Source organism: Microvirga arvi (assembly GCF_016892765.1).
Lineage (GTDB): Bacteria > Pseudomonadota > Alphaproteobacteria > Rhizobiales > Beijerinckiaceae > Microvirga > Microvirga arvi.
Genome location: NZ_JAFEMD010000001.1, coordinates 1 through 14,382 on the forward strand (window position 1 = coordinate 1; position 14,382 = coordinate 14,382).

The 14,382-nt window shown below is 62.5% G+C and carries 16 protein-coding genes, 1 tRNA gene and 1 pseudogene; 12 read left to right on the plus strand and 6 right to left on the minus strand.

The features are described from left to right. Window positions 1-160: 160 nt before the first annotated feature. Both ILT44_RS00005 and ILT44_RS00010 read right to left on the minus strand, forming a co-directional pair. Window positions 161-781, minus strand: a complete 621-nt coding sequence (locus ILT44_RS00005) for a flavodoxin family protein (RefSeq protein ID WP_204237498.1) — start codon at window positions 779-781, stop codon at window positions 161-163. Between the two features lie 59 nt (window positions 782-840). Next, window positions 841-1,680: an SDR family oxidoreductase gene (locus ILT44_RS00010; RefSeq protein ID WP_204237499.1), complete on the minus strand. Its 840-nt coding sequence runs from the start codon at window positions 1,678-1,680 to the stop codon at window positions 841-843. A gap of 94 nt (window positions 1,681-1,774) precedes the next feature. On the opposite strand from ILT44_RS00010, the gene ILT44_RS00015 reads away from it, so the two are divergent. The 5 genes and pseudogenes from ILT44_RS00015 (at window position 1,775) to ILT44_RS00035 (ending at window position 5,045) form a co-directional block, all read left to right on the plus strand. Continuing rightward, a complete protein-coding gene (locus ILT44_RS00015) occupies window positions 1,775-2,668 on the plus strand; it encodes a LysR family transcriptional regulator (protein WP_204237500.1) in 894 nt (297 codons plus the stop codon). 177 nt (window positions 2,669-2,845) lie between these two features. After that, window positions 2,846-3,898, plus strand: a complete 1,053-nt coding sequence (locus ILT44_RS00020; protein WP_204237501.1) for an alpha/beta hydrolase — start codon at window positions 2,846-2,848, stop codon at window positions 3,896-3,898. Window positions 3,899-3,948: 50 nt separating this feature from the next. Then, entirely contained in the window at window positions 3,949-4,173 is a 225-nt protein-coding gene (locus ILT44_RS00025; RefSeq protein ID WP_204237502.1) for a hypothetical protein, read from the plus strand. A gap of 171 nt (window positions 4,174-4,344) precedes the next feature. Beyond that, window positions 4,345-4,488: pseudogene (locus ILT44_RS30650) on the plus strand (cytochrome P460 family protein); the annotation flags it as partial. Window positions 4,489-4,493: 5 nt separating this feature from the next. After that, the gene (locus tag ILT44_RS00035) at window positions 4,494-5,045 is read left to right on the plus strand and encodes a DUF4405 domain-containing protein (RefSeq protein ID WP_204237503.1); all 552 of its coding nucleotides are present in this window, start codon (window positions 4,494-4,496) and stop codon (window positions 5,043-5,045) included. A gap of 405 nt (window positions 5,046-5,450) precedes the next feature. Here the strand turns inward: ILT44_RS00035 and ILT44_RS00040 are convergent. Next, window positions 5,451-5,540, minus strand: a tRNA-Ser gene (locus ILT44_RS00040). A 209-nt stretch (window positions 5,541-5,749) separates the two neighbouring features. Between ILT44_RS00040 and ILT44_RS00045 the strand changes: the two genes are divergently transcribed. Together ILT44_RS00045 and msrA are read left to right on the plus strand one after the other, a co-directional pair. After that, window positions 5,750-6,070, plus strand: a complete 321-nt coding sequence (locus ILT44_RS00045; RefSeq protein WP_204237504.1) for a hypothetical protein — start codon at window positions 5,750-5,752, stop codon at window positions 6,068-6,070. An 82-nt stretch (window positions 6,071-6,152) separates the two neighbouring features. After that, on the plus strand, window positions 6,153-6,812 hold the full coding sequence (gene msrA, locus ILT44_RS00050) for a peptide-methionine (S)-S-oxide reductase MsrA (protein WP_204237505.1): 660 nt from the start codon (window positions 6,153-6,155) through the stop codon (window positions 6,810-6,812). Window positions 6,813-6,893: 81 nt separating this feature from the next. Here the strand turns inward: msrA and mepA are convergent, their stop codons facing one another. Then, entirely contained in the window at window positions 6,894-7,805 is a 912-nt protein-coding gene (gene mepA, locus ILT44_RS00055; RefSeq protein WP_204237506.1) for a penicillin-insensitive murein endopeptidase, read from the minus strand. Window positions 7,806-7,913: 108 nt separating this feature from the next. After that, window positions 7,914-9,074: an SDR family oxidoreductase gene (locus ILT44_RS00060; RefSeq protein WP_204237507.1), complete on the minus strand. Its 1,161-nt coding sequence runs from the start codon at window positions 9,072-9,074 to the stop codon at window positions 7,914-7,916. Window positions 9,075-9,276: 202 nt separating this feature from the next. Between ILT44_RS00060 and ILT44_RS00065 the strand changes: the two genes are divergently transcribed. From ILT44_RS00065 to ILT44_RS00085, 5 genes are all read left to right on the plus strand, one after another. Next, window positions 9,277-9,687, plus strand: a complete 411-nt coding sequence (locus tag ILT44_RS00065; RefSeq protein ID WP_204237508.1) for a PRC-barrel domain-containing protein — start codon at window positions 9,277-9,279, stop codon at window positions 9,685-9,687. Between the two features lie 246 nt (window positions 9,688-9,933). After that, window positions 9,934-10,782, plus strand: coding sequence for a hypothetical protein (locus ILT44_RS00070; RefSeq protein WP_204237509.1), 849 nt, complete (start codon window positions 9,934-9,936; stop codon window positions 10,780-10,782). Between the two features lie 364 nt (window positions 10,783-11,146). After that, on the plus strand, window positions 11,147-12,112 hold the full coding sequence (locus tag ILT44_RS00075; protein WP_204237510.1) for a DMT family transporter: 966 nt from the start codon (window positions 11,147-11,149) through the stop codon (window positions 12,110-12,112). Beyond that, window positions 12,109-13,200, plus strand: a complete 1,092-nt coding sequence (locus ILT44_RS00080) for an ATP-dependent DNA helicase (protein ID WP_204237511.1) — start codon at window positions 12,109-12,111, stop codon at window positions 13,198-13,200. The genes ILT44_RS00075 and ILT44_RS00080 overlap by 4 nt, the downstream gene beginning before the upstream one ends. 93 nt (window positions 13,201-13,293) lie before the next feature. Next, window positions 13,294-13,467, plus strand: a complete 174-nt coding sequence (locus tag ILT44_RS00085; protein WP_201861801.1) for a DUF1328 domain-containing protein — start codon at window positions 13,294-13,296, stop codon at window positions 13,465-13,467. Between the two features lie 57 nt (window positions 13,468-13,524). Here ILT44_RS00085 and ILT44_RS00090 read toward each other — a convergent pair whose 3' ends face one another. Further along, the gene (locus ILT44_RS00090) at window positions 13,525-14,358 is read right to left on the minus strand and encodes a lytic murein transglycosylase (RefSeq protein WP_204237512.1); all 834 of its coding nucleotides are present in this window, start codon (window positions 14,356-14,358) and stop codon (window positions 13,525-13,527) included. Between the last annotated feature and the right edge of the window lie 24 nt (window positions 14,359-14,382).

Here is a 14,382-nt window from a genome sequence, read left to right on the forward strand (position 1 = left end):
AACGAAACGCTTCATCGCGACCTCCGCTGATCCGCATCAGCTTAGCCGATGAACACGTTTCCACACAGGCTGGACCCTGAGGGGACAATAGCGCGTGTCGTGTTAGATAGTTTAAGACCGCAAACCGTCGGGTTAGAGCTTCCGGGAGCGGCAGGCTGCGTTACTCGAGATGCGGTATTCTTGCGCGAGCCTCAGCCAGCAGATCCCCTCGGCTCTTCTGCCAGTAGACGCGGCCGCGGCGTAGGAAAAGGTGGTGGATGAGGCGACCCCCACGTGCCTCGACACGCCTTGCGAACGCATCGATCTCCGTTTGCTCGAACCGGCTGTTGCCGGTCGTGACGAGCACGATTTCCTTGCCCGTAAGGTCAGTCTGCTCGACGTAAGACCAAAGCGGCGTCGCCGGACGGAACATCCAGGTCGGTGACACCAGAAAGAGACGGCGAACCGAAACGAGATCGATGGGTTCAACCTCGATACGCGGCAGCTCTCCCGCGTTCGCATCAGAGACGGCCTTTCCCTGACCCGAGAAGTCTAGAGGATAGTCTGCCGAGATGCGAGCGATCGGCGCATTGAACGAGCGCGCGACCTCCCGGGCGACGGCCTCGGAATGGCCGGAGCGTGAGTAGTAGGCCACCGCAGTCGCCCGGTTCGGCTCGCCCACCGGCGCGTAGGCCTCGCTCGCGACGTAGGTCCGGTCCTTCACCGCCATCAAGGCGAAGGCGGCGATCCCAAGGACTGCCATGGTCAGGGCCAGGAGCAGTATGGATTTCCTGGTGCTCACGTCAGTCCCCCATGCGTATTCGGGCTTCGGGTCAGCCGAAGATACGGGTCAGACGACCGCTAGGCGTCGTCGAAAGCCAGCGAAGCCGACAGCGCGCGATGCGCATCGATCTGCCCCTGGATCGCTGTCAGGTTGGCCTCGACACCCGCCATGGCATCGGCCCCCGCCACGAAGCGCAGAGGAAGCTCTCCCGAGTCCGACAGGGTCACCAGTGCAGCGGCCAGCTTGGCCGGGTCACCGCCCTGCTGGCCGTTCATGCCCTTCCAGGCCGCAATCGTCTGCGCCGTGCGGCCGGCATAATCCTCGATCGAAAGCTCCGGCCATATCGTCGAAGCACCCTCCACCAAGAGTTCGGTGCGGAAGAACCCCGGCTCGACCGACATCGTGGCGATGCCATAGGGCGCCACGTCGAAGCGCAGCGACTCCATCCAGCCTTCGAGCGCGAACTTCGATGCCGCGTAGGCGATCACGAATTCCTGCCCGATCAGGCCCGCGGTCGACGTGATTGTGATCACCTGACCGCTGCGCTGCTTCCGCAAGACTGGAAGGATGGCGCGGGTCACGTTCAGCGGCCCGAAGAAGTTCGTCTCCATTTGTGCCCGGAACTGTCTGGCGCTGATCTCTTCGAAGTATCCGGCATGGAAGTTGCCCGCATTGTTCACGAGAACGTCGATGCGGCCGAACCGATCGACCGCGGCCTTCGCGGCGGTGAGCGCGGCCTCCGGGTCGGTGATATCCAGGGCGACGGTCAGCAGGTTGTCGTGCGCGCCTACGGCCTGGAGCACCCGGTCCGCATTGCGTCCGGTCGCCACGACAGAGTGTCCTGCGGCCAAGGCCTTCCGGGCGATATCGATGCCCAGCCCCCGGCTGGCACCTGTGATGAACCAGACCTTGCTCATGTCAGTCTCCCATTTCCGAGCCCTGCATCTACCGCGTCCGGGAATCCGCGATTAGATGGTATTATCTGCATGGACTTAGAAAACGGATTTCTGAATGCGCCGGGACAACGTGAACGATCTCACGGCCTTCATCGCGGTCGCCCGCGAGCAGAGCTTCACCAAGGCGGCGGCGCAGCTTGGGGTATCCCAGTCCGCGCTCAGCTACACGATCCGGACGCTGGAGGCCCGCCTGGGGCTGCGCCTCCTCACCCGCACGACCCGGAGCGTTTCCCTGACGGAGGCCGGCGAGCGCTTGCTTCGCACCATCGGGCCCCACTTCGACGAGATCGAGAGCGAGATCGCCGCCCTCAGCGAAATGCGCGACAAGCCCGCCGGGACGATCCGCATCACCACCGTCGAGCACGCCGCCGAGACCATTCTCTGGCCGACCCTTGCCCCTCTCCTGGCCGAGTATCCCGACATCAACGTCGAGATCATCAGTGATTACGGTCTCAAGGACATCGTCGCAGACCGCTACGACGCAGGCGTGCGGCTGGGCGAGCAGGTCGACAAGGACATGATCTCCCTGCGGATCAGCGCCGACCTGCGCATGGCGGTGGTGGGCGCTCCCTCCTATTTCGAAGGCCGTGCCAAACCTGACGTCCCGCAGGACCTGCTCGAGCACAGTTGCATCAAGCTCCGCTTGCCGACCCACGGTGCATTCTATGCCTGGGAGTTCCAGAAGGACGGTCAGGAGCTCAAGGTGCGGATCCAGGGACGGACCGCCTTCAACAACGTCGGGATGATGCGCCAGGCCGCGCTCGGCGGCTTTGGACTGGCTTACCTTCCCGAGGATCAGGTGGACACGGCGATCGGAGAGGGGAAGCTGATCCGGGTGCTTTCGGACTGGTGCCCGCCGCGCCCTGCGTACCACCTCTACTATCCCAGCCGCCGGCAGCACTCGCCGGCCTTCGCGCTCGTGATCGAGGCGCTTCGCTATCGCGGATAGGCGCATCTGCCCTCGAGAGGAATGGTCCCTCCGACCGGATCGCCTCCCATTCAGAAAACAGCCTTCTAAGCCCATGCTAATCATACGGGCTAATCTCTGAATGTCCGAGCGACTAGCTTTGGTTGGTCACAGGCGCACTGGCGGCTGGGCCTCACCGAAGCATGAAGGGACGACACCATGAGCAAGATCACTGGGCTGAGCCGCCGCCAAATCCTCCTGAGCAGTTCCATCGTCTCCGTCGGCTTTCTGCTGGCTGGGGCCGCCTCCGCCGCCCTAGTTTCCGCACCTCAGAGCGCCGTCATCAGCGCGCAGGCTGGAGACGTCACCGTCAGCAATGTGGAGTTCAAGAAGAACGACATCACCTTGGCCGGGAACGTCTACTATCCCAAGGGTTTCAATCGGAGCCAGAAGTACGCGGCCATCGTGGTTGTCCATCCCGGTGGTGGCGTCAAGGAGCAGACGGCCGGGCTCTACGCACGGAAACTGGCTGAGGAAGGCTTCGTCACCCTGGCCTTCGACTCGGCGCATCAGGGCGCCAGCGGCGGCTTGCCCCGCTTCGTCGATGATCCGATGAGGCGCGTCGGGGACATCTACAGCGCCGTCGACTACCTGGTCTCGCTACCCTACGTGGATGCGGAGCGCATCGGTGCCCTTGGTGTCTGCGCCGGGAGCGGCACGACCGTGAAGGCGGCCATGACTGAGCGCCGCATCAAGGCGCTCGGGACGGTAAGCGCGGTCGACGTCGGTGCGGCCACTCGCAAGGGATGGGATGGCAAGGCGCCGGAATCCGCTCTGATCGAGACGCTCGAGGCCGTTGCCAAGCAGCGCTCAGTCGAGGCTGCGGGAGCCGCGCCGGTCTACGTGAACTACGTTCCCAAGATCGGTGACACGACAGCCCCGCGCGACCTCCAGGAAGCCGCCGACTACTATCTGACGCCGCGCGGCCAGCACCCCAACTCGACCAACCAGATGCTGATGACCAGCATCAGCACCCTGGCGTCGTTCACCGGGTTCGAGGGGGCTGACACCTTCCTGACGCAGCCGCTCCTGATGGTCACCGGGAGCGAGGCAGGCTCGCTGTGGCACAGCCAAGAACTTCACGCCAAGGCCGCCTCGAAGGCCAAGGAACTCTTCATCGTCGACGGTGCCACGCATATGGATCTCTACGATGGCGACGGTTCGTCCGTCGCAGCCCGGAAGCTGGCACCCTTCTTCAAGAGCAACCTCTAGTCCCCGCTGCTCCGAACGGAAGCCCTAGCCGGCCTCGACGGAGGTCGGCCATGGCAATCGCTCACCGTTTCCCGCGCAAGGCTCAAGCCTTGCGGCTGCCACAGAGGCTCCTCATGATCCCCATGCTCCGGATCTTTCCACTCGCGATCACGCTTGCCCTGCTGACCCTGTTGACGTTGGGAGCGAAGGTTCAGGCTCAAACCAATCGGGTCAGGTTTCCAGCCAACTTCGACCAGATGGTGATGTACGGCGACTACAGGCGCGGCACCGGCTGAGAGCTGGCCTATGCCCTCAGAGAAACCATCGATATCGCGAAGGCCGGCCAGCCATTGCCACCAGGCACTCGGCTTGTGCTGGAGATTTACGACAACGGCGCCCTGACTGGCTACTTCGTCATGGAAAAGGGTATCGATTGAGGCCTCGACTTTGCCGCCGAGCAGCGCACCGGCGACTGGCACTTCCAGCAGTTCGGCACCGACAAACAGGTTCGGCGGACTGCCATCGCCACACGCTGCCAATCCTGCCATCAGTCTCAGGCTGCGAACGACTACATGTTCACGATCGACAGGATGCGGGCCTACATCCCGTGAGACCCTTGTTCCTGTTCCGCCTGTTTCTCGATTTCATGGCAGCCTGTTTGTTGCTGGCTGCTCTCGCCTATGACTGGCTCGGCAATGTAGCCCATGAGGTCATCGGCACGGTGATGTTCCTGCTGCTGATCGCTCACGGTATCTTTAATCGCCGATGGTACGGCACGATTGTGAAGGGCTGGCGCGAGCCTCGTAGGGCTGTTTCCAAGACGATCACTCTTTCCCTTCTGATGACCATGCTGGCTCTCGTCGTGACCAGCGTGATCATCTTCCAAGCGGTCTTCAGCTTCCTGCCTTTGACGAGCACCCCGACCTCGCGCCAGATCCATACCTTGGTGGCTTACCTGGTCCTGCTCGCCGTCGGGGCGCATCTTGGGCTGCATTGGTCGATGATCATGGGTAACGTGCGCAGATGGTCCGGTGTTACGGGCAGCAGCAAACCTCGCACCTTTGTTTTACGTGCCGCGGCCGCAGTGATCGCTGCTTACGGAATTCACAGTCTGAATGTCCTGAATGTCGGGTCGAGGCTGTTCATGCGGATGACGTTGGAATTCTGAGACTTCGACACCAGCCTTCTTCCTGCATCACGTCGCCATCGTGGGACTGTGCGCACTGCTTTCGTACTGCCTCGTCAAGTTGCTTCCCAAGGCATAGTCGAACCTCGGTGCGGGGCTGGAAACGTCTCTTAATGGCACATTTCGGACTTTGGCCAATATTCCGCTATCGAGTGGTACGCAGTCATTGGTCCAATCGATCACACCCGCACCTGCCTCTTACGCCACTACCGAACTGGGTAGTTTTAGGGCAGAGAAAAGGAGCAAAATTGGAGCCCTGAAGGCCTCATTCGACTCCGAATAAGGACGCCTCAAAGAATAGTTATCCCGGAATTGTCTAAAGAATACCGCGACTTGCCAATATTGGCCCTGGGGACAAAAATTATGTAATATCAGAGACTTAGATAATGGCGGAGGGAGCGGGATTCGAACCCGCGATACGGTTTCCCGTATACACACTTTCCAGGCGTGCGCCTTCAACCACTCGGCCACCCCTCCAGCATGAGCCTTGTGCGGCTCAAGAACCCTGGCCTGCCGATGGGGGCAGGCTGGTCAGGTTCTTCCGCTTGCGTCTGCGGAGCGCCCGTGTATCGCCAAACCAGGGCAAATAGCAAGACCGAACTTGTGACAAATCATACGGAATCGTCTTTGCCATTGCGACAAAAGGTACTAGATAATTCCCCCTCTGTTTGTAGAGGGGCCCTCCCGTGAAGTTCCTAGCGCGTACCCTTGGCCTCCTGCTGATCGCAGCGGGATTTGTTGGACTTGTGATCGATGGAACACGGTCCATCGTCAACAATGCTGTTTCGTTCGCATCGGTCGGAAAAGTGAGCGGCACCATTTTCCCCGGCGGCATGGCCGGACTCGAGGGAAGCATCGCGCAGCGCGGCTATCCCTGGCTGTGGGATCCGATCGCAACTTACGTTCTCCAGTTGCCCGCCTCGGTGACCGGGTTCATCATCGGGGCCTTCCTGCTGTGGCTGGGCCAGAAGCCCCTGGAGCCCATCGGCTATCTGGCAGGCCGCTGAGCCTTCACGGCAAGGTGACAAGCCGCCCCTCCCGCAGGAACGGGGCCGTGACTACATAAGCGGGATCACGCGAGGGATCCCCATGTTCAGCTTCCGCAAACGTCTCGACCTGCCGACCGCCGCCGAGGCCCTTCCCGGAAGGGCTGCCCCCATTCCCACGGCCGAACGGCACTTCATCAACGGCCGCCCGTTGCAGCCGCCTTATCCTGATGGCATGGAAAAAGCCTTGTTCGGCCTCGGCTGCTTCTGGGGCGCCGAGCGCAAGTTCTGGCAGATGGGCGAGGGCATCTGGATCACCGCGGCCGGCTATGCGGCCGGCATCACGCCGAACCCGACCTACGAGGAGGTCTGCTCCGGCCTCACGGGCCACAACGAGGTCGTGCTGGTGGTCTTCGATCCGAAGGTGATCCCCTTTGAGGCCCTGCTGAAGACGTTCTGGGAGAACCACGACCCGACGCAGGGGATGCGCCAGGGCAACGATGCCGGCACTCAGTACCGCTCCGGGATCTACGTGTTTGACGAGGAGCAGCGCAGGGCTGCCGAAGCGTCGAAGGCTGCCTATGCCCAGGCGCTCGCTTCCAAAGGCTACGGGCCGATCACGACCGAGATCCTGGATGCAGGACCGTTCTACTTCGCTGAGGATTACCACCAGCAATACCTAGCCAAGAATCCGAACGGCTATTGCGGCCTTGGCGGCACCGGCGTGTCCTGCGCCATCGGCGTCGGCGTGGCGGCGGAATAAGCCCAGCATCGCTCACAACCGTCTGACAGCGGCTCGCATGCACAGCCATGCGGGCCGCTTCTGCTTGGGTATCCAGACTGCTCAGGGCGCTTCGAGAACGCCGCGGCACTCGGCCGGCAACTGCGCCATGGTCAGCGGCGGGCGGGGCTTGCCGGGCTTCGGATGCAGCATCTGCGGCGTGAACCAGGCCGCGAGCTCCGATCCGCAGCCGTCGCCGCCTGGGGGAGGGTCCTGATCCGAGCAGGTCGCATCATTCGCAGGGCAGGCGAGGCGGATGTGGAAATGATAGTTGTGGCCCCATGTCGGCCGCACCTTGCTCAGCCAGCTGCGATCCGCTCCGGACTCGCGGCAAAGCGCTTTCTTGATTGCCGGATTCACGAAGATGCGCGCCACGCTCCTCTCCTGCGCGGCAGCGCGGATGAGGGCGGTGTGCCCGGGCGTCCACCGTGCGGGATCGATGTCGAGCCAGTCGTCGCGCACCATGTTGGTGGCCGACATCTCCTCCCGCTCGGCCCGCGACAGGCGTCGGTTGGGCATGGGGGTCAGCCAGATGTCCGCATCCAGGCCGATCTGGTGCGAGGCGTGGCCCGTGATCATGGGCCCGCCGCGCGGCTGCGAGATGTCGCCCACAAGAAGCCCCGGCCAGCCATTGATGGAAGGAAGCTGCGTTGCGAAACGCTGCAGGAAGCCGATCAGCTGAGGGTGGCCCCAGTTGCGGTTGCGCGACAGGCGCATGACCTGCCAGTTCTCGCCATCGACCGGGATCGCCGCCGCCCCTGAAACGCAGCCGCGGGCATAGCCGCCGATGGAGCGCGAGCGACGATCGGCCGGAGTGGCGCGGCGTCCGAACAGCTCCTTCGCGGCCAGCTTCGGATCGTTCGGATTGGCGAGCGGCGGCAGTGGCTTCGGGTCGAGAGTGCCTTTGTCCTGAGCGGCGGCAGAGCCGCTGACGACCAGGGCGAGGATGATGGCGAGGGATCGAATCGGATTCATGCGGAGAGGCTAACCTGCATCCTTCCGCTGTGAAACGTGTCGGCCACAGCCATCTTGTCGCTCTCAAAAAGAAGGGCCGGGGGTGCGCCCCGGCCTTGCGTGATCAAGTCAGTGCCTTGGCTGTGGCCGACCCTCGTAGGGACCCCGCTGGCTTACATGCCCAGGACCGAAAGTACGCTTGTCGTGACCGTTGCCGGCGCGCCTCATGGTGGGCTGGTAGCGCGGGGTTGGGCGCTTGACCTGACGCCGGCGCTGGCCGCCCGTCAGGGGCGGCATGAACAGCGCCGCGATGCCGGCCGCGACACCGGCCAGGATGGCCGCCGTGACGAAGGGGTGAAGCTGGGCCTCGAGCAGCATGCTCGTCTTGCGCGGCTCGCCAGGCAGAGACGAATACATGTCGCCGTCCTGGCGAGCCCGATAGAGGTTGTCGCGCATGCCGGGACGTTCCGGCTGATCCGTCGTCTGCGAGCCGTAGCCTGTCCATTCCATGGCCTTGTCCAAGAGGCGCGGGGCCACCTTGCCCATGGCGCCGATGACCCAGCCGCCGAAGCCGACGGTGATCTCGCGCCGCTGGTGCTCGGCCGCAAACATGATCGCCTTTCCGACGAGGTGCGGATCGTAGGCCGGAGGTGGAACGGCGTTCCCGCGGTCGAGGTAGTTGCGGGCATGCTCGACGTAAGGGGTATCGATCGAGGAAGGCTTGATGAGCGTCACCGCGACCGCTGCGCCCTGGTTTTCCAGCTCCATGCGCAGGCCATCGGTGAAGGCCTTCACCGCGTGCTTCGAGGCGGAATACTGCGTCTGGAGGATCATGGTCCGCTCAGAGAGGACGCTGCCGACATTGATGATGGTGCCGCCGCGATGGCGCATGTGCTCCGCCGCGATCATGGAGCCATTGACGACGCCCCAGTAATTGACGTCGAAGAGCTGCCGCTGATCGTCCATGGGGATCTCGGTGAGATTGCCGTAAAGCGCGACGGCGGCATCGTTCACCCAGGTGTCGAAGCCTCCGAAGGTGTCGATGGCTGTCCGCGCTACGCGCTCCAGCTCCTCCCGCTTGCTCACATCCGCAGCCACCGCAACGGCCCGGGTGCGGCCGCGGCTCAGCTCATCGGCGATCTTGCGCAAGGCATCCTCGTTACGGGCGACAAGAACGAGGCCTCTGGCGCCACGCTCGGCGAACAGGTGGGCTGTTGCAAGTCCGATGCCGCTGGATGCGCCGGTGATGACGATCACCTGTTCCTCGACCGGCTTCTGGCGAACCGCCATGGCACTCTCCTTCGTATCCTCACGTTTCGAAAACGTTGATCAACGTGAGGACGGGAAGGGGGTTCCTACGGCAGCGCTTCGGCAGGCGTCCAAAGCCTTGGAGATCAAAGCCTTTGGCGATTCCGGAGAAGCGGCGCCGAATCGGAACCGGGTTTTCAACCCGAGCGTTGCCTTAGGATCTCACACATGAAGGAGCGAGATGATGCAGACAACGGCACAGAGTGGCGATGTTCGCGAAACCCACAGCCTGATCGCCAGCGACAAGGTCGAGGGGACGCCGGTCCGCCGCTCGGACGGTGAGAAGATCGGTACGATCGAGCGCGTGATGATCGAGAAGCGATCCGGCAAGGTGACCTATGCGGTCATGAGCTTTGGAGGCTTCATGGGGCTTGGCGAGGAATACTACACGCTTCCCTGGGGTGTCCTGAAGTACAATACCGAACTCGATGCCTACGAGCTGAACCTGACCGAGGATCAGCTGCGCGGGGCCCCGCGCCGCAGCGCGGAAGGGCACGATGCCTCCTACGATCGCGAGTGGGAGGAGCATGTCCACCGCTACTACAATGCCACCCCCTACTGGGGGGCCAGCGATCCCATGAGCACAGGCCGCTAGCGCATCGTGCGGAAAAGTGGACCCGGTTTTCCCGCAAAGAGCGATGCGTTCATCAAGGAAGGGAGCATCGGATCGACCCCAAAAGCGGACACCACTTTTAGGTCCGATGCTCAAACCCGGGCTCCACAGCTCCGAACAAAAAATCGCCCGGCTTTCACCGGGCGATTTTTTTTATGTGCAGGCGCCGAAGATAGGAAGACCTATCCCGGCGCGTGCGGGTCTTAACGCCTCGACTTCGAGGGGCTCTTGCGCGAGCTCGAAGAACGGGAGCCGGACGAACGCTTGGCAACCGTACCCGACTTCTTCGTGGAAGAGGTCCGGCTCGAAGCAGCGGCGGCGCGCTTGGGCGACGACTTGGACGCGCTGCGGGACTTGGACGCCGAGCTCCGGGAAGACGACTTCACTGCGCCGCGGCTGGAGCTGCGGGATGCAGTCTTCTTGGCCGAGGAGCGGGACGCGCCGGAACGTGCCGACGACGAACGCGACGAGGACTTCCGGGCCGCCGAACCAGTCGACTTTGCGGAGGTCTTCTTTGCAGTGGTCTTCTTGGCCACCGACTTCTTGGCAGTGGTCTTCTTCGCTGCCGTCTTCCTGGCGGTGGTCTTCTTGGCGCCGGACTTCGCAGACGACTTGGCCGAGGTCTTCTTGGCGGTCGTCTTCTTGGCAGTGGTCTTCTTGGCAGTGGTCTTCTTGGCGCCGGACTTGGCCGAAGACTTCGCGGCCGACCTGGAGGTCGACTTCGCTGCAGTCTTCTTGGTGCCGGCCTTCTTGGTCGCCGAGCTCTTCGAGCCTGATTTCTTGGCGCTCGACGAGCCGCTGCGAGAGCTGCTCTTCTTCGCGGTCTTCTTGGTGCTGGTCGCACCGGTGTCACCCGTGAACAGCATCGTCAGCGGGTTTGACTTTGTATCTGTCGGCATAGCCGCCTCCTTCAAGGGCCTTCGCGTGCAACCGTCACGCTTGCAAGGCAACGTCGTTATACCAAGGGGGTTCCGAATAACGGAAAGTGTAGACAGTAGAACGCGCACTTTTTCTGTGGATATGTCGACCAACGCCACTCTCTTCACTTGCGGGCGCAAGACTCAATATCGGGTGTGAGATGAGACATTTAGAGTCTCTTCTTGAGACAGCTCCATCTGCATATGATCGTTGGTGATCAGTTCTAGCCACTTTGAAAATGTTTTTGAAATCAATCTCTTAACGCGAGTTGAAAGTTGATCTTCAGCACTGTGCGAGTATTCGGACGTCTTCAAGAACGTTCAACATCGCAAGGAAAACCTCTCCACTCAGAGAGGGCAAGATGGGACTTTCATGAGTGCGAAAGTGCAGTCCTGGCAGACTCGAAAAAAATCTGCCTTCTGACGCACCATGCAGGATGCGAGCGGCTCCACGAGGCAAGAATCACGCACGATGACTCGGCATGTGGGACGTTGGGCACATGAACGCAGGAGGTTCGTTGCTCATGCGCGGCTTGGTCGCTGCAGGCTTCGTGTCGATGAAGGCTTCACGCCAGGGAAGCGGCAGGGTAAGCGGAAGGGGCATTCACATCGTCCGGTCCGTCGTGCCCCATCGCAGCATCCTTGCCGTCGTCCTCTGGATGAGCGGTGCGCTTCTCGCCTTCTCCGCAACCGCCATCGCGGTGCGTGCGCTCGCGCCTACCTTCTCGATCTTCGAGATGCTGGCCGTCCGCAATGCCGCCGGCGTCCTGATCCTGCTCTTCCTCGCGCTCCTCAAGCCGGAGCTCAGACCCGGCTTGAAACCGCGGCGCTTCGGCCTGCATCTCACGCGCAACGTCCTGCACTTTGCAGCTACGGATGGGTGGGCCTTCGGACTCACGCTGCTGCCGCTCGCGACCGTCTTCGCGCTCGAATTCACCACGCCCGCCTGGGTGGCGCTGCTGGCGATTCCGCTGCTCAAGGAGACGATGACGAGAGGGCGCCTGGTCGCCGTGATCCTCGGCTTCATCGGCATTCTCGTGATCCTGAGACCAGGGCTGGAAACCTTGCAGCCAGCCAGTTTCCTGATGCTGGGAGTCGCTTTCAGCTTCGCTCTCGTGGCCATCATGACCAAGCGCCTCACGATGACCGAGAGCACCTTTTCCATCCTGTTCTTCATGAACCTCCTGCAACTGCCCATGAATCTTGCGGGCGTGAGGCGGGCCTTCTGGCTCGTGGTGCAGCCGGCCCACGTTCTGCCCTTCCTCGGCATCTGCCTCGGAGGTCTCCTTTCGCATTACTGCCTGACCAACGCCTACCGCCGGGGCGATGCGACCATGGTCGTGCCCTTGGACTTCATGCGCATCCCGCTCATCGCCTTCGTCGGATGGCAGTTCTATGGCGAGCCGCTCGATCCTTATGTCTTCCTCGGCTGCCTCTGCATCATCGTCGGCCTTCTCTACTCCCTGCACCGCGAGGCACGATCCGCATGACCTGGTCGCCGCAACAGGACGCCGCCCTGAAGGCGGTCGCCGAGTGGCTGCGCCGCGGCGATCGTCCGGTGTTTCGCTTGTTCGGCTATGCCGGCACCGGCAAGACGACTCTCGCCAAGCACATCGCCGAGCACGTGGATGGTGAGGTGGCCTTCGGCGCCTATACGGGCAAGGCCGCGCTCGTGCTGCGCACGAAGGGCTGCACGGACGCCTCCACCATCCATTCCATGATCTACCGCTCGCGGGAATCGGACGAGAACGGTCCGCAATTCGTTATCAACCGCCAGAGCCCGGCATCCAAGGCCGATCTCATCGTCATCGACGAATGCTCGATGGTGGACGAGGAGCTGGGGCGCGATCTCCTGTCCTTCGGTCAACCGGTTCTCGTGCTGGGCGATCCGGCGCAGCTGCCGCCGGTCAAGGGGGGAGGATTCTTCACGGATGGCGAACCCGACGTGATGCTGACCGAGGTGCATCGTCAGGCCAAGGACAATCCGATCATTCATCTGTCGATGCAGGTTCGGGAAGGCGGGCGTCTCGAGGCCGGCACCTATGGCGAGAGCCGCATCATCCGCCGCCGCGAGATCGATGCCGCTGCCGTCATGGCGGCCGATCAGGTGCTGGTCGGCCTCAACAAGACGCGGCGCCTCTACAACACGCGCCTGCGCGAGTTGAACGGCTACCGCGATCCCATGCCGGCGGCGGGCGAGAAGCTCGTCTGCCTGCGCAACGACAAGACCAAGGGGCTGCTCAACGGCGGCACCTGGGCCATCCAGGCCCTGCGCGGCATCCGCAACGATTTCATCCGCATGGATGTGCTGCCCGATGACGATGCCCGCCGCCGATCCGTGGAGGTGGCCGTGCACAAGGCCTTCTTCGAAGGAACGGAGGAGGAGGTGCCGTTCGTGCTGCGCAAGGAGTCGGACGAGTTCACCTACGGCTATGCGCTGACCGTGCACAAGGCTCAAGGATCGCAATGGGACGACCTCGTTCTCTTCGACGAATCCTATGCCTTCCGCGAGCACCGCAGCCGCTGGCTTTACACCGCCCTGACCCGAGCGGCCGAGAAGATCACTGTCGTGATTTAGGAAGATGCCATCCTGCTCCGAGGGCCATCGGGAACTCGATCAAGCTTGGGTGCTTATGCCTGTAGCTGGACAGTAAGCAACGAGGGTGCCGACATGCTCAAATGGGCTCTGATCTTTCTCGTGGTCTCCCTCGTGGCGGGAGCCCTGGGCTTCACGGGTATCGCCTCCGGCGCCCGCAGCATCGCCAAGGTCCTGTTCGGCATCTTCCTGCTGATCTTCGTGATCTTCATTCTGCTGGCCTGGGGAGCGGGCGAGCTGATCTTCTAGCCCACAGCTGATGGATCAGAGAAAAAGGCGGGCCGGGAGCCCGCTATTTTCAGGATATCACTGGGTCGCGAAGGCCGAGGTGTCTTCGCCTGCGAGCTTCTTCGCATAATAGGCGATCGTCTTCGAATAGACCTGCGACTTGTTCCAGGCCCGGATGGCCTCGAAATTCGGCGAGCCCGGCTCCCAATCGGCGCCTTTCACCCAGCCATGGCCTTTCAGGTAATTGGCGGTTGAGGCCAGCACGTCCGCCGGGCTGCGCAGGAGATCGGCGCGTCCGTCACCGTCGAAATCGATGGCGTATTTGACATAGTTCGAAGGCATGAACTGGGTCTGCCCCATCTCACCGGCCCAGGCGCCGCGCATCTCTGCCGGCGAAAGATCGCCCTTGTCGACAATGCGCAGGGCATCGAAAAGATGGGCCTTGAAGAAATCGGAGCGTCGGCAATCATAGGCGAGCGTCGCGACCGAGCGAATGACCGGCAGATTGCCGCGCACCGCGCCGAAATCGGTCTCGAGCCCCCAGATCGCCACCAGCACCGGGCCCGGCACGCCGAAGCGCTGCTCGATGCGAGAGAGCGTTCCCGCATGCCGCTGCAACATGTTGGCGCCGCCCCTGAGGCGGGATTGAGACACCATGCGGCCCGCGAACTGCTCGAAACTCTGCTTGAAAACGCCCTGGCCACGATCTTTCTTGATCACGCTCTGGTCGAAGGTGATGCCGGACAGACCCTGCCTGACAGCATCCGCCGAGATGCCCTGCGACACTGCCTCCTGACCGATCTCGTCGAGCCACTTCTCGAACCCTGCCGGGTCACGGCAGGTCGCAGCCGTAGCCTGGCCTGCCGCGAGCAGAGTGGCCGCGACGATGGAGGCGCGTATGAAAGCCTGCATAAAGTCTCTCCAGAGTTCATTTCT

Coding starts and splice junctions, on each gene's coding strand:
- ILT44_RS00010 (WP_204237499.1), bottom strand. CDS start 1,680: ATGAGCAAGGTCTGGTTCATCACAGGTGCCAGCCGGGGGCTGGGCATC.
- ILT44_RS00015 (WP_204237500.1), top strand. CDS start 1,775: ATGCGCCGGGACAACGTGAACGATCTCACGGCCTTCATCGCGGTCGCC.
- ILT44_RS00020 (WP_204237501.1), top strand. CDS start 2,846: ATGAGCAAGATCACTGGGCTGAGCCGCCGCCAAATCCTCCTGAGCAGT.
- ILT44_RS00025 (WP_204237502.1), top strand. CDS start 3,949: ATGGCAATCGCTCACCGTTTCCCGCGCAAGGCTCAAGCCTTGCGGCTG.
- msrA (WP_204237505.1), top strand. CDS start 6,153: ATGTTCAGCTTCCGCAAACGTCTCGACCTGCCGACCGCCGCCGAGGCC.
- mepA (WP_204237506.1), bottom strand. CDS start 7,805: ATGAATCCGATTCGATCCCTCGCCATCATCCTCGCCCTGGTCGTCAGC.
- ILT44_RS00060 (WP_204237507.1), bottom strand. CDS start 9,074: ATGGCGGTTCGCCAGAAGCCGGTCGAGGAACAGGTGATCGTCATCACC.
- ILT44_RS00065 (WP_204237508.1), top strand. CDS start 9,277: ATGCAGACAACGGCACAGAGTGGCGATGTTCGCGAAACCCACAGCCTG.
- ILT44_RS00075 (WP_204237510.1), top strand. CDS start 11,147: ATGCGCGGCTTGGTCGCTGCAGGCTTCGTGTCGATGAAGGCTTCACGC.
- ILT44_RS00080 (WP_204237511.1), top strand. CDS start 12,109: ATGACCTGGTCGCCGCAACAGGACGCCGCCCTGAAGGCGGTCGCCGAG.
- ILT44_RS00085 (WP_201861801.1), top strand. CDS start 13,294: ATGCTCAAATGGGCTCTGATCTTTCTCGTGGTCTCCCTCGTGGCGGGA.
- ILT44_RS00090 (WP_204237512.1), bottom strand. CDS start 14,358: ATGCAGGCTTTCATACGCGCCTCCATCGTCGCGGCCACTCTGCTCGCG.